General features: G+C 73.2%; 12 protein-coding genes. 9 read left to right on the top strand and 3 right to left on the bottom strand.

What is annotated here, in order from left to right; genetic code table 11:
• Window positions 1-5: 5 nt before the first annotated feature.
• The 5 genes from E1211_RS14275 to E1211_RS14255 all read left to right on the top strand — a co-directional run bounded on the left by E1211_RS14275 (window position 6) and on the right by E1211_RS14255 (window position 5,917).
• Complete coding sequence (locus tag E1211_RS14275; protein WP_132349216.1) at window positions 6-1,514, top strand: aspartate aminotransferase family protein; 1,509 nt, start codon at window positions 6-8, stop codon at window positions 1,512-1,514.
• Window positions 1,515-1,551: 37 nt separating this feature from the next.
• Entirely contained in the window at window positions 1,552-2,868 is a 1,317-nt protein-coding gene (locus tag E1211_RS14270; protein WP_132349212.1) for a lysine N(6)-hydroxylase/L-ornithine N(5)-oxygenase family protein, read from the top strand.
• A complete protein-coding gene (locus tag E1211_RS14265) occupies window positions 2,865-3,524 on the top strand; it encodes a GNAT family N-acetyltransferase (RefSeq protein WP_371686156.1) in 660 nt (219 codons plus the stop codon). Before E1211_RS14270 ends, E1211_RS14265 begins: the two co-directional genes overlap by 4 nt.
• Window positions 3,521-5,353 (top strand): IucA/IucC family siderophore biosynthesis protein, encoded by a 1,833-nt coding sequence (locus tag E1211_RS14260; protein ID WP_132349211.1) that lies wholly within the window; start codon window positions 3,521-3,523, stop codon window positions 5,351-5,353. The genes E1211_RS14265 and E1211_RS14260 overlap by 4 nt, the downstream gene beginning before the upstream one ends.
• Before the next feature lie 63 nt (window positions 5,354-5,416).
• Complete coding sequence (locus E1211_RS14255; protein WP_132349210.1) at window positions 5,417-5,917, top strand: DUF1772 domain-containing protein; 501 nt, start codon at window positions 5,417-5,419, stop codon at window positions 5,915-5,917.
• Between the two features lie 25 nt (window positions 5,918-5,942).
• Here the strand turns inward: E1211_RS14255 and E1211_RS14250 are convergent, their stop codons facing one another.
• Complete coding sequence (locus tag E1211_RS14250; RefSeq protein WP_132349209.1) at window positions 5,943-6,428, bottom strand: GNAT family N-acetyltransferase; 486 nt, start codon at window positions 6,426-6,428, stop codon at window positions 5,943-5,945.
• Between the two features lie 169 nt (window positions 6,429-6,597).
• Between E1211_RS14250 and E1211_RS14245 the strand changes: the two genes are divergently transcribed.
• The 4 genes from E1211_RS14245 (at window position 6,598) to E1211_RS14230 (ending at window position 10,782) form a co-directional block, all read left to right on the top strand.
• Window positions 6,598-6,990 (top strand): hypothetical protein, encoded by a 393-nt coding sequence (locus tag E1211_RS14245; protein WP_132349208.1) that lies wholly within the window; start codon window positions 6,598-6,600, stop codon window positions 6,988-6,990.
• The gene (locus E1211_RS14240) at window positions 6,990-9,497 is read left to right on the top strand and encodes a DUF4132 domain-containing protein (protein WP_132349207.1); all 2,508 of its coding nucleotides are present in this window, start codon (window positions 6,990-6,992) and stop codon (window positions 9,495-9,497) included. Before E1211_RS14245 ends, E1211_RS14240 begins: the two co-directional genes overlap by 1 nt.
• A gap of 139 nt (window positions 9,498-9,636) precedes the next feature.
• Window positions 9,637-10,230, top strand: coding sequence for a GNAT family N-acetyltransferase (locus E1211_RS14235; RefSeq protein ID WP_132349206.1), 594 nt, complete (start codon window positions 9,637-9,639; stop codon window positions 10,228-10,230).
• A gap of 141 nt (window positions 10,231-10,371) precedes the next feature.
• Window positions 10,372-10,782 (top strand): type II toxin-antitoxin system Phd/YefM family antitoxin, encoded by a 411-nt coding sequence (locus E1211_RS14230; protein ID WP_132349205.1) that lies wholly within the window; start codon window positions 10,372-10,374, stop codon window positions 10,780-10,782.
• A 237-nt stretch (window positions 10,783-11,019) separates the two neighbouring features.
• Here E1211_RS14230 and smpB read toward each other — a convergent pair whose 3' ends face one another.
• Together smpB and E1211_RS14220 are read right to left on the bottom strand one after the other, a co-directional pair.
• Entirely contained in the window at window positions 11,020-11,511 is a 492-nt protein-coding gene (smpB, locus tag E1211_RS14225) for an SsrA-binding protein SmpB (RefSeq protein WP_371686155.1), read from the bottom strand.
• Window positions 11,512-11,721: 210 nt separating this feature from the next.
• Complete coding sequence (locus E1211_RS14220) at window positions 11,722-13,950, bottom strand: hypothetical protein (protein WP_132349203.1); 2,229 nt, start codon at window positions 13,948-13,950, stop codon at window positions 11,722-11,724.
• Between the last annotated feature and the right edge of the window lie 124 nt (window positions 13,951-14,074).

Here is a 14,074-nt window from a genome sequence, read left to right as displayed (position 1 = left end):
CCCCGGTGGAGGCCCGGTCCGGCTCCACCCCCGCCCGGGGACAGCTGCTCAACGGCGGGACGGCCGCCCGGTACCGCGCGGTGGTCGCCGACGGCGTCGGCCGGGTCGCGCGCCGGGTGGCCGGTGTGGACCGGCCGTTCACCGGGGTCACCCCTGGTGAGCTGGCGCCCCGGGTCGCCGGCATCGACCTGGATCGGCCGCTCGGCGACGCCACCGCCGCGCTCGACGAGCTCGACGAGGTCTACCTGCGTGACGCGGTCTGGTTCCACCATCCCCGCTACCTGGCCCACCTGAACTGCCCGGTGGTGATCCCGGCGCTGCTCGGCGAGGCGGTGCTGACCGCCGTGAACTCCTCGCTGGACACCTGGGACCAGAGCATCGGCGCCACCCTGATCGAGCGTCGCCTGGTCGACTGGACGGCCGAGCGGATCGGCCTCGGCCCCGCCGCCGACGGGGTCTTCACCAGTGGCGGCAGCCAGTCCAATCTCCAGGCGCTGCTGCTGGCCCGGGAGGAGGCGTGCCAGGCCGCGCCGAGCCGGGACGCCCGCGCCGAGCTGCTGCCCCGGCTGCGCGTGCTCACCTCGACGGCCGGTCACTTCAGCGTGCAGAAGTCGGCGAAGCTGCTCGGCCTCGCCCCGGACGCGGTGCGCACCATCCCGACCGACGCCCAGCGGCGGATGATCCCGGCCGCGCTGCGCCGGGAGATCGAACGTTGCCGGCGCGACGGCCAGGTGGTGATGGCCGTGGTGGCGACCGCCGGCACCACCGACTTCGGCTCGATCGACCCGCTGGACGAGATCGCCGGAATCTGCGCGGCGACCGGGGTGTGGCTGCACGTCGACGCGGCGTACGGCTGCGGGCTGCTGGTCTCGCCCACCCGCCGGCACCTGCTCGACGGCATCGAACGGGCGGACTCGGTGACCGTGGACTACCACAAGTCCTTCTTCCAGCCGGTCAGCTCCAGCGCCGTGCTGGTACGCGACCGGCGGACGCTGCGCCACGTCACCTACCACGCCGACTACCTCAACCCGGCGCGCATGGTCGAGCAGCGCATCCCCAACCAGGTGGACAAGAGCCTCCAGACCACGCGCCGCTTCGACGCCCTCAAGCTCTGGCTGACCCTGCGGGTGATGGGCCCGGACCAGCTCGGTGACCTCTTCGACGAGGTGGTGGAGCGGGCCGCCGGCGCCTGGGAGCTGATCAGCGAGGACCCCCGGTTCGAGGTGGTGACCAAGTCGCCGCTGAGCACCGTGGTCTTCCGCTACCTGCCCACCGGGCCGGGCCGGGGGCTCGCCGACGCGGCGAACCTGTACGCGCGCGAGGCGCTGGCCGCCTCCGGGGCGGCAGTGGTCGCCAGCACCACCGTCGACGGCCGGCACTTCCTCAAGTTCACCCTGCTCAACCCCGAGACGACCCTCGACGACGTCGGCCACGTGCTGCAGCTCATCGCCGAACACGCGGGCCGGTACGTGCACGAGCGGACCACCGCCGACCTGGCCTGCCGGGTCGGCTGACCACCGAAGGCTTGCAACCCGCCCCGGGAGGGCCGCCATGTCCACACACGACTTCATCGCGATCGGCCTCGGCCCGTACAACCTGGGCCTGGCCTGCCTCACCGCGCCGATCCCCGAGCTGGACGGGGTGTTCCTGGAGGCCCGGCCGGGCGTCGACTGGCATCCCGGCATGCTGCTCTCCTCGGCCCGCTTGCAGACGCCGTTCCTGGCCGACCTGGTCAGCCTCGCCGATCCCACCTCGCCGTACTCCTTCCTCAACTACCTGAAGGAGACCGGCCGGCTCTACCCGTTCTACATCCGGGAGAGCTTCTACCCGCTGCGCAGCGAGTACAGCGCGTACTGCCGGTGGGCCGCCGCGAAGCTGCCCAACCTGCGCTTCCACCACGAGGTCACCTCCGTCGAGTACGACCCGACCGACGGGCGCTACGTGGTGCGGGCCCGGATCGGCCCGGGACAGGAGGGCGGTGGCGCGGGGGAGACGGTCACCTTCCGGGCGCGGCACCTGGTGCTCGGCACCGGCACCCCGCCGCACCTGCCGAAGGCGTGCGAGGGGCTGGGCGGGGACGCCGTGCACACCTCCCGCTACCTGGAGAACCGCGCGGCGCTACGGACGAAGCGGAGCATCACGGTGATCGGCAGCGGGCAGAGCGCCGCGGAGATCTACCACGACCTGCTCGGCGACATCGACACCTACGGCTACCAGCTGAACTGGGTCACCCGCTCCCCCCGCTTCTTTCCGCTGGAGTACACCAAGCTGACCCTGGAGATGACCTCACCGGACTACGTGGACTACTTCCACGCCCTGCCGGAGGCGACCCGCTACCGGCTGGAGTCCGAGCAGAAGGGGCTCTTCAAGGGCATCAGCGCGGACCTGATCGACGCGATCTTCGACCTGCTCTACGAGCGGAGCGTGAGCGGACCGGTGAACACCCGGCTGCTCACCAACACGGAGCTGGCGAGCGCCGCGCACGACCCGGGCACCGGCACCTACACGCTGGGGCTGCGGCACGTCGAGCAGGAGCGGGACTTCACCCTGCGCACCGAGGGGCTGGTGCTGGCCACCGGCTACCACTACCGGCCCCCGGCGTTCCTCGAACCGGTCCGGGACCGGCTCCGCCGGGACGCGCACGGCCGGTTCGACGTGGCCCGCAACTACAGCATCGACCACACCGGCCGGGAGATCTTCCTCCAGAACGGTGGCACCCACACCCACAGCGTCACCTCGCCCGACCTCGGGATGGGCCCGTACCGCAACTCCTGGATCATCCGGGAGCTGCTCGGCCGCGAGCACTACCCGATCGAGAAGAGCATCACCTTCCAGGAGTTCGGCGCACCGGCGGGAGCGGCGTCGTGAGCAGCCGGGACGAGCCGGACACCCCGGGTCGGCCGCCGGCGGGCGAGGCGGTCTTCACCCGGGTCGACGCGCGGCTGGGCGAGTTCGCCCTGCGGGCGGTCGACCCGGACGCCGACGCCGCGCTGCTGCACCGCTGGGTGACCCACCCGAAGGCCGCCTTCTGGCTGATGCAGGACGCCGACGTGGCCGGGGTCGCGCGGGAGTACCGGCGCATCGCCGCGCACCCGCACCACGAGGCGTACCTGGGCCACTGGCGCGGCCGGCCGGCCTTCCTGGCCGAGCGTTACGACCCTGCCCGCGTCGAACTGGTCGGCCTGTACGACGCCCGCCCCGGCGACGTCGGCATGCACTTCCTCTGCGCGCCGGCCGACGCCCCCGTGCACGGCTTCACCCGCGCGGTGATCACCACTGTCATGGCCTGGCTCTTCGCCGACCCGTCCACGCAGCGGGTGGTGGTCGAGCCGGACGTGCGCAACACCGCCGTGCACACGCTGAACGCCGCCGTCGGCTTCGACGTCGTCGGCACCGTCACGAAACCCGAGAAGGACGCCCTGTTGAGCATCTGTACCCGCGCTCGCTTCCACACCGCCACCGGCCTCGGCACCGGAACCCCTGCCACCGCCGGTGTGTCCAGCACGGACGGAGCCTCGGCGTGACCGTGTTCGACCCCGTCGCCCACCTCACCCCCGCGCACTGGGCCCGCGCCAACCGGCTGCTGGTGCGCAAGGCCCTCGCCGAGTTCACCCACGAACGGCTGCTCGCCCCGGAACCGGCGGCCGCCCCCGCCGACGCCCCCGCCGCGCAGCCGGCGACCTCCGGCGAGCCGCAGTGGTACGTGGTGCGCAGCGACGACGGTACGGTGACGTACCGGTTCACCGCTGTCGTGCGTACCCTGGAGCACTGGCAGATCGATGCGGCGAGCATCACCCGGCACCGCGGCGACGACGAGTTGCCGCTGGACGCCGTCGACCTGATCATCGAGCTGCGGGCCGCGCTCGGCCTCTCCGACCAGGTCCTCCCGGTCTACCTGGAGGAGATCACGTCCACGCTGGCCGGCATCGCGTACAAGCTGGACCGCCCGCAGCTGACCGCCAAGGAGCTCGCGGCGGCCGACTTCCAGACCATCGAGACCTCGATGACCGAGGGCCACCCCTGCTTCGTGGCGAACAACGGTCGGCTCGGCTTCGGTATCGACGAGTACCACCGGTACGCCCCGGAGGCGGCCCGGCCGGTCCGGCTGGTCTGGCTGGCGGCGCACCGCGACCACGCGCAGTTCAGCCACTGCGCCGACCTCGACTACGACACCCTGATCACCGGCGAGCTCGGCGCGGAGACGCTGTCCCGCTTCGAGGCCGTGATGGCCGGTCTCGGCCTCGACCTGGACGACTACCTGCTGCTCCCGGTCCACCCGTGGCAGTGGCAGAACCGGATCGCGGTCACCTTCGCCGGCGAGGTGGCGCAGCGGCGCCTGGTCTGTCTCGGTCCCGGACCGGACGAGCACCTCGCCCAGCAGTCCATCCGCACCTTCTTCAACCTCACCGACCCGGGGCGGCACTACGTCAAGACCGCGCTCTCGGTGCTCAACATGGGGTTCCTGCGTGGACTGTCGGCCGCGTACATGGCGGGCACCCCGGCCATCAACGACTGGCTCGCCGACCTGGTCGCCGCCGACGAGGTCTTCGCCGCGACCGGGCTCACCGTGCTGCGCGAGCGGGCCGCCGTCGGCTACCGGCACCCGCAGTACGAGGCGGCCACCGACAGGTACTCGCCGTACCGGAAGATGCTCGCCGCGCTCTGGCGGGAGAGCCCGGTGCCGAGCCTGGGACCGGGGCGACGACTGGCCACCATGGCATCGCTGCTGCACGTCGACCGCGACGGCGGTTCACTGGCCGCCGCGCTGATCGACAGGTCCGGGCTGACGCCGCAGGCGTGGCTGCGCCGCTACCTGGACGCCTACCTGACCCCGCTGCTGCACGCCTTCTACGCCTACGACCTGGCCTTCATGCCGCACGGCGAGAACGTGATCCTCGTCCTCGACGACCAGGACACCGTCGAGCGGGCGATCTTCAAGGACATCGCCGAGGAGATCGTGGTGATGAGCCCCGACCGGCCGCTGCCGCCGGCGGTCGAGCGGATCCGGGCCGACGTGCCGGAGGAGGAGCGGCTGCTCGCCATCTTCACCGACGTCGTGGACTGCTACCTGCGGCACCTGGGCGCGGTGCTGACCGAGGCGGGCACGCTCACCGACGAGGCCTTCTGGCGTACGGTGGCCGGCTGCGCCGCCGACTACCTGGCGAGCGTCCCGCACCTGGCCGAGCGGATCGCCCGGTACGACCTGTTCGCGCCGGAGTTCGCGCTCTCCTGCCTCAACCGGCTCCAGCTGCGCAACAACCAGCAGATGGTCGACCTCGCCGACCCGTCGGCGGCGCTGCAGTTCGTCGGCACGCTGGCCAACCCGCTGGCCCCGTACGCCCCCGCGCGGTGAGGCCGGCGCCGTCGGCGCGGCCGGGGATGGCCCGGCCGCCCCGACGGCGCGTTTAATGATCCGATGACCACCCTGCGCACGCTGAGCCTGCTCGCCGCGACGGTGACCATGGGTCTGACGGCCGGCCTCTTCGCCGCGTTCGCCTACTCCGTCATGCCCGGCCTGGTCCGGGCCGATGCCCGCACGCTGGTCCTCGCCATGCGGCGGATCAACGAGGCCATTCTCAACGGCTGGTTCTTCGCCTGCTTCTTCGGCGCGCTGCTGCTCACCGGCGCGGCAGCCGTCTTGCACCTGTCGGCCGGCTGGAACGCGGCGCTGCCCTGGATCGTGGCGGCGCTGCTGCTCTACCTGGTCGTGCTGGTGGTCACCATGGCGCTCAACGTGCCGCTGAACAACGCCCTCGCCCAGGCCGGTGACCCCGACCGGCTCGCCGACCTCGCAGCCGTGCGGGACCGGTTCGCCCCGGCGTGGATCCGCTGGAACCTGTTGCGCGCGGTGGCCTCGACCGCCGGGTTCGTGCTGCTCACCTGGGCGCTGGTGGTGCACGGGCGGGTCTCCGGCTGACCGCCGCCGGCGGGAACCGGGCCGGTCAGAGCTCGCAGTACATGACGTGCAGACCGACCCGGCCGAGGGTGGGGTGCCGGAACGCGCCCGGCACGGTGCCGACCACGCGGAACCCCTCCCGCAGGTAGACCTCGACGGCCGCCCGGTTCGTCTCGACTACCGCGTTGAACTGCATGCCCGCGTAGCCCTGCCGGCGCGCCCAGTCCAGCGCGTCCCGGCAGAGCGCGGTGCCGACGCCCCGACCGCGGGCGTCCGCGGCCACCATGAAACTCGCGGTGGAGACGTGCGAGCCGGGACCGGGCCGGTTGGGCCCCATCTTGGCCGTACCGAGGACCCGCTCGCCGTCGACCGCCACCGCGGTACGTCCCGGTGACGCCTCGACCCAGAGGGCGTACGCCTCGTCGGCGGAGAGCGCCGGATCGTAGACGAATGTCTCCTGTGCCCGGACGACGTCGGAGATGATCGGCCACACCTGCGCCCAGTCCCGCGGGGCGAACTCCCGGATCCGCACCCCGGCAGGCTAGGGACCGCGACCCGGCAAGGCAACCGCATTCCCTTCCGTTCTCCGGTGCCGGTACGGGCACCGGTCCCGGGCCGCCTCCGCCGACGGCGCGGCTGCGGGGTGGCTCGCCCGTCGGCGCGCGCCCGGCTGTCGGTGCCCGACCCTAGACTCCGCGGCCATGGTGATGGTCAAGTTCGTCGACGAGACCACGAGCGGCGCCAAGGCCGCCGCGTGGCACCTGGAGATCTTCGAGGAGCGGCTCGCCCTGCGCGAGCTGATCCGTCGCCGGGTCTTCCAGGAGGTGGCCGAGTACAACGCCGCACGGCCCGAGGTCTTCCGCGGCCTGGTGCAGCCCAGCGACGCCGAGCGCACGCTCAACGGCTACCGGTTGCGCGAGCCCCGCCGGGTCGACGCCGAGCAGCAGTTCGATCGCGCGATCGAGGCGTTCGGCCGCAACGGTTTCGTGGTGCTCGTCGACGATCGGCAGGTGGACGACCTCGACACGGAGGTGCAGCTGCGCGCCGGCACCGAGGTCTGCTTCCTCAAACTCGTTCCGCTGGTCGGTGGCTGATGAGCGCCTACGACAAGCACGTCGCCGCGCTCCGGCGGCTCGCCACCGGCGACGACATCGCCGCGATCGTCGCGGAGCTGGCCTGGATCGCCTGTCACTTCCACGGCGGCTGGTACTACGAGGGTCCCCGGATCGCCGGCGCGCTCGACGCGCTGCCCGACGACAGGCGTGCCCGGCTCGCGACCGCCCTGGTCGACCGGCTCGACTCGGGTGACCCGCCAGGCCCCGACGAGGAGGCCGACGACGAGGCGTTGACCACGCTCGTGGCGATGCTGCTCCGCAGGTTCGGCGCGGCGGTCCCCGTCGCCGACCTCCGGCGCCTGCTCGATCACGCCACCGGACGGTGGATCTGGTGGCTCGCCGACGAGTACGCCGGGCTGTGCCGGGTGGTGTACGAGACCGACGGCGCCCTGCCCGGCGAGGTGGTCGCGGCGCTGCGCCGCACGGAGGTCACCGGCTACGGCCCCACCGGCCTGGTACGGCAACTGCTCCAACAGGTGCGGGAGCCGCTGCTGAACCCGGGGGAGGCGTGGAGCGACCAGCTGCTGGCCGAGCTGCCCGGCCTCGGTGCCGACTGGCCGGAGCTGGTGGCGCACGCGCTGACCGCGACCGCCGCCCGCCCCTCCGACCGCTGGGAGCGGCAGGCCCGCGTACTGCTCGACCGGATCGGGAGCGACCGCTACCGCAAGGCGGCGCTCGCCTGGCTGGCCCAGGTCGGCCGCCCCCGCACGGTCCCGATCCTCGCCCGCCAGCACGAGCAGGACTTCTCCCAGGCGTACGACCCGTACAACTCGACGGCCCTGCGCGGGCTCATCTGGCTGCTCGCCCTCGCCGCCGACGAGGCGGACACCGATGTCGCCCGGGAGCTGGGGCGGCTGGTGGAGACCTCGCTGCGCAAGGTGCCGGGCATCGGGCCGCGCAACCCGAAGGTGGCCAACGCCGCCGTCCACGCGCTCGCCCGCCTCGACGGTGAGCCGGCCCTGGCCCAACTCGCCCGGCTGACCACCCGCGTCACCTTCAAGGGCACGCTCAAGGAACTGCACAAGGCCCTCGACCGGCGCGCCGTCGAGCTCGGGCTCTCCCGGGCCGAGGTGGAGGAGCTGGCGGTGCCGACGTACGACCTGACCGCCCTGGGGCGGCGGGTCGAGACGTTCGGCGAGGCCACCGCGGAGCTGGTGGTCGAGGGTGGCGTCGTGGCGCTGCACTGGCGTAACGCGACGGGCCGTCCGGTCCGGACGGTGCCCGCCGCCGTCCGCCGCGAGCACCCGGAGCGGCTGCGGGAGTGGAAGGCGGCGGCGAAGGACGTCGAGAAGATGCTGGCCGCACAGGCTGAACGGCTGGACCGGCAGTTCCTCGCCCGCCGGCGCTGGCGATACGCGGCGTGGCGGGCCCACTACCTGGACCATCCGCTGGTCGGCACGCTCGGGCGGCGGCTGATCTGGCTGGTCGACGGGGTGCCGTGCGGGTACGCCGACGGCGCGCTGCGCACCATCGACGGCACGCCGGTCGTGGCGGCCGACGACGCCGAGGTGCTGATCTGGCACCCGATCGGCCGGGACGTCGCCGAGGTGCTCGCCTGGCGGGAGTGGCTGGAGCGGCACGCCGTGGTGCAGCCGTTCAAGCAGGCGCACCGGGAGGTCTACCTGCTCACCGCCGCCGAGGAGCACACCGCCGTCTACTCCAACCGGTTCGCCGCGCACGTGCTGCGGCAGCACCAGTTCCACGCGCTCGCCGCGGTGCGGGGCTGGCGCAACAAGCTGCGGTTGATGGTCGACGACGAGTACCCGCCGGCCACCCGGGAGCTGCCCGAGTGGGGGCTGCGCGCCGAGTACTGGGTGGAGGGCGCCGGTGACGATTACGACGCGGACGCCACCGATACGGGCACCTACCTGCGGGTGGTCACCGACCAGGTCCGTTTCTACCCGCTCGGCGCCCCGGAGAACAGCGCGCACGCCGGCGGTGGCGGGTACGCCCAGTGGATTCCCGGGGGCGGCGAGCCGACCGGCCCGGTGCCGCTGGAGCAGATCCCGCCACTGGTCTTCAGCGAGGTCATGCGGGACGTCGACCTCTTCGTCGGGGTGGCCAGCGTGGGTAACGACCCGACCTGGCAGGACGGCGGTCCCGAGGGCCGCTACCGGGAGTACTGGCAGTCGTACGGCTTCGGCGAGCTGTCGGCGACCGCGCAGACGCGGCGGGAGCTGCTCACCCGGCTCGTGCCCCGGCTCGCGGTCGCCGACCGGTGCCGGCTGGAGGGACGGTTCCTGGTGGTCCGGGGCGACCTGCGCACCTACAAGATCCACCTCGGTTCGGGGAACATCCTGATGAGCCCCAACGACGAGTACCTCTGCATCGTGCCGAAGCAGTCGGCGTCCGCCGGGAACGGTGAGCTGTTCCTGCCGTTCGAGGGTGACCGGATGCTCGGCGTCGTGCTCAGCAAGGCGCTGCTGCTCGCCCGGGACACCGAGATCACCGATTCGACGATCGTCTCCCAGCTCCGTCGTCGCTGAGCGTCCGCCGTGCCGCCGGCGGCCCCACGAGGGCCGTTCGGCGGCACGGGCCGGCGCGGGGGCCCGAAACCGGTGGCCGGGGCGGCGCGGGGGCGACATGATCGGTACGCCCCGACCCTCGATCACGTACGGGAGTGCCGTGTTCGCGCTGCCCCTGACCTCCGACGTCGAGCTGCGTCCCCTCGAACCCTGGCGGGCGGAGGAGTTCCTCGCCCACCTCGACCGCGCCCGGGAGCACATCGCCCCCTGGGTCGGACCGTCCTTCGTGGCCACCGACCTCGACTCGGCCCGGACGGTGCTGCGCCGGTACGCCGACTGCTGGGCACGTGACGCGGGCGGGATCTGGGGGCTGTGGCGGCACGACACCCTCGTCGGCGGGGTCATGCTGGTCTCGTTCGACGTCGCGCTCGGTGTGTGTGAGGTCGGCTGCTGGCTCGAACCGGCCGCCGAGGGCCACGGGCTGGTCTTCCGGGCGGTACGCCACGTCGTCGACTGGGCGGTGCGGGTGCGCGGCATCCACCGGGTGGAGTGGCGGACCAAGCCCGACAACGTCCGCAGCATCGCCCTCGCGCGGCGGTTGGGTCTGCGTCACGAGGGCACGCTCCGCCAGGTCTACCCGGGGCCGTCCGGCCGGATCGACATCCAGGTCTGGTCGGTGCTCGCCGAGGAGTGGCGAGCGTCGTTCGGCGTCGCGGGCGGCGAGCCGGACGCGGACCGGCGTCCCGCCGAGTGACCGGAGGCGTCCAGTGACCTCGCCCGAGTCCGGCGGTTCCGGCTGAGGAGCCGGATCGGTCCGGCGACGGGGTGGAGGCGTCGGCGGCCCCGGGCTTCTCCGGCCCGCGTTTCTGTCGTACCCCTGCGACAGCATGCATCCATGGCTGTCTCCGCGCTGACCCCCCACTCCGATCAGCCGCGATCCCTGCCGTTGCGCGAGGCGCGCACCCGGCTCACCCAGCTCGTCGCGCTCGCCGAGCTGACCGACACGGTCACGGTGGTGACCCGCGACGGCGATCCCCGCCCGGTGGCCGCGATCGTGCCGGCCGGCGCCGCGCGCACACTCGCCCAGACCACGGCCGACGCCGACCGGCTCGCCACGGTCACCTCCGGCTGGGCCCGACGCCTCGACGAGCAGCGCCGGCAGAGCGGCCGCCGGCACGCGGCCGAGCTGCGCGCGGTCCGGGCCGCGTTGGCGCAGGTCTGGGCCGAGCTCGACCGGCGGGCCGAACCCGGCGATCGGGCCCTGGCCCGGCTCCGGGCCGCGCACGCCGATCTGTTCGCCGACTGATCCGGCTCGGGTGGTCCTTCGCGTCGTCGCGCGCGGCGGGGTCGCGTCGTCACGCCGGGCTCCCGGGATCGCGGCGATCGACCCGACGGCGACGGGCCACGTGCGGCAGCTGCGCGCGGGCCCGGTTTTCATCGAGGGTCGAGGGCCGAGGACAGCACGGCCCGCGGGCTCAGTCAACGGGGCACGGCGTGCCTGTCGCGGACACGCCGTGGTTACCGGTGAGGAGGCGGGCAGGCGTCAGGCCCGACCCGTCCGGCCCTTGAGGTGCCGGCCCATCTCCCGGGCGATCTCCCGGTTGGCGTCCCGCTCGGCGAGGGCCTGCCGCTTGTCGTACGACCGGCGGCCCCGGGCGAGCGCCAGCTCCACCTTGGCCCAGCCGTTCTCGAAGTACATCGACAACGGCACGAGCGTGATCCCGCCCTCCCGGGTCTTGGCGAGGATGCGTTCGATCTCCACCCGGTGCAGCAGCAGCTTGCGGGTGCGCCGCGGCTGGTGGTTGGTCCACGTGCCGTAGCCGTACTCGGCGATGTGCAGCCCGTACAGCATGATCTCGCCGTCGCGCTCCTGGGCGAAGGCGTCGACCAGCGACGCGCGTCCCTCCCGTAGCGACTTGACCTCGGTGCCGGCCAGCACGATCCCGGCCTCGTACGTCTTGAGGATCGTGTAGTCGTGCCGTGCCTTCTTGTTCGAGGCGATCAGTCGGCGCTCGGGCTGCCTGGAGGCGTTCACCCGGCCGAGGATATCCGGACGCCGGCGCACCATCCGGCTCACCGGCGTGCCCGGACCACCGCGCCGTCGTCGATCGATCCGCCCTCCCGGTAGTCGGGGTGTCCCGGGCGCTGCGACAGCCCGTCTGTCGCCGAGCCCGAGTCGATCACGGCAGCGCGCCCGGTCGAGTACTCCCCGCACCGCCCCGGCGGTCACGGACCGGTGGGGCGTTCACGTGGTCTCGGCGCGCAGCCGTTCGGCGAGCTCCCGGACCGAGTCGGTGAGCCGGTCGTCGGACTCGCCCGGCCAGTGCCCGAACATCGGCGGGGGCACGCTGTCGCTCGGCGGCGCGACCACATCGCGCGGGTCGACCTGCCGCCGGTCCACGGTCGCGGCGGGGTCGTCCGCCGGTCTCGGGTCGCCCGGCCGGTTCGGGGAGAAGATCCAACTGCCGATCTGGTCGGTGTCCCGCCAGATGTTGATCCACCGCCAGCCGACCCGCCTGCCCACCTCCCGGAGCACGTCCTCGTCGACGTACGCGGGAAAGAGGTGGGAGTAGAGCCGGCGCAGCGGCGAGCCGTAGGTGAGCAGGGCCACCCGCTCGCCCACCCCGTCGGGCAGTTGCAGCACGGCCGCCGCGAGCAGGACCGACCCGTGGCTGTGCCCGGAGAGCAGCACCCGGTCGCCCCGGCCGACCAGGTAGGTGATCCGTCGGGTCAGCTCGGGCACCGCCCGCTCCGCGTAGCAGGGTGGCGCGAAGGGATGACTGCCGCGGGGCCAGAACGTACCCAGGTCCCAGATCACGCCGACGTACCTGCGGAACTCGGCGGTCCGGTAGGCGAAGATGCCGCCGACGACCAGGCCGAGCAGGATGGCCGCGATCACGTAGCTCCCCGCCCCCAGGAAGAAGTTCACCAGGTCGCCGGGGAGCCCGATGTAGCCCTGCACGATGTCCGCGGGGTAACGCCCCATCAGGCCGAGCACGCTGGTGGCCAGGCCCACCCCGATGAGGAAGGCGTACACCATGGTGATCGGCTCCAGGTGCTCGGTGAACCGGGCCCGGGCGATGGTCCGCTCGACCTGCCGCAGCCGTGGCCCCGCCTCCGGCGGGGCGTCGGGGAAGTCGCGGGCGACGATCCCCGCGGCGACCCGGTACCTGCCCCGGCCGGAGACGATGACCACCAGCCCGGCCACGATCAGCGTGCCGAGCACCGCCAGCCCGAACCCGAAGATCGCCCACTTGTACGCCGGTGGCGGGCTGATCATCAGCCGTCCCGCCGTCGGCTGGTCGCGGTTCAGCAGGTCCGCCACCCGGTAGACCAGCTCGGAGGAGAACGCCACCGCCAGGCCGGTGGCGACCGCCGCGATGACCGGCGCCCCCCACCCCTGCCGCGTGCCGCGCAGGCCCCGGCTGCGGAGCACGACGAGGCCGATGCCGGCCAGCAGCAGGGTCTGGGCGACGAAGACCCACGCCAGGGTGGCGCCGTAGCGGGGCAGGCCGATCCCCGCCGGCCACGGCGCCGGGTCGACCAGGATCACCACCACGACAAGCACGGTCAGCCCGCAGGTGACCGTTCGTAGCGTCCGGGTGGCGAGATCCGCCGCGGGGCGCGGGCCCGGGTGGTCGATCAGGTTCCGGGCGCAGACCATCGCCAGGCAGGCCACCAGGACGGCCACTACCAACCCCGCCAGCACCAGCGACGCCACGGAGACCCCGGGCCCGAGGCGGGCGGCGAGCAGGCTCGCGTCGAGGGTGGCGAACGCGGTCGCGACGTGGATCGAGCGCAGCCGCCCGCCGAGCGGACCCGAGTCCCACCTGCCCACCTCGCCGAGCTGGTACGCACCCGAACCCGAGTCCGCCGGTGGGCGGAAGGCGCTGAACGACCGGCCGGGCCGGGCGCCGAGCCACCAGATCAGGGCGATGGCCCCGGCCGGAACGAGGCTGATCACCGCCAGGCGCAGCCCGGTCGGCTGCACGCCGAGCCAGGAGAGCCAGTCCCGGTCCCGGACGCAGCGCGGCGCGGCCATGCACTGCCAGGCGACCAGATCCACGGCGGCCCCGACGATGGAGAGCACGTAGAGCGCGGTCAGGGTGAGCCCGAGCACCCGGCACAGCGCCTTCATCAGGGTGTGCGCGCCGGTGGCGTTCGGACGCATCCAGGCCGCCACATTGCAGAGCATGAACGGGAGCAGGAAGACCAGCGACAACGTCCGGACCGCGGTACCGGAGGGCAGGTCGCTCCAGCGGTACGCCTCCACCGTGATGCCGCCCGGACCGGCGCTGTCCGGGTAGCCGGGCCGCGGGCGGAAGAATCCCCCGTTGCTGTCCCCGGCGACCTGGTACGCGTGCGGCCGGTCCAGCACCTGCTCGGCGCCGGCCCCCGAGACCCCGTGCACCCGTAGCTCCACGACCTCGCCGGTCCCCGCCGGCCCGGCCGAGGGCGCTGGCGTCTCCGACATAGGCCCCCCGGAGGTGAATACGGCAGCCCGGGCCGCGGCGCCCCGCCGGCGCCCGGCCCCGGTTACCCACCCGGGGGCGCGCCAATCGTGCGACGTGGCGGTACCACGCCCCTTCCCGGGTACG

The sequence above is a fragment of the Micromonospora sp. 15K316 genome, from assembly GCF_004348525.1.
In the GTDB taxonomy this organism is placed as follows: domain Bacteria; phylum Actinomycetota; class Actinomycetes; order Mycobacteriales; family Micromonosporaceae; genus Micromonospora.
Note: the sequence above shows the minus strand (reverse complement) of the source record. Positions and strands in the feature narration are given on the sequence as shown.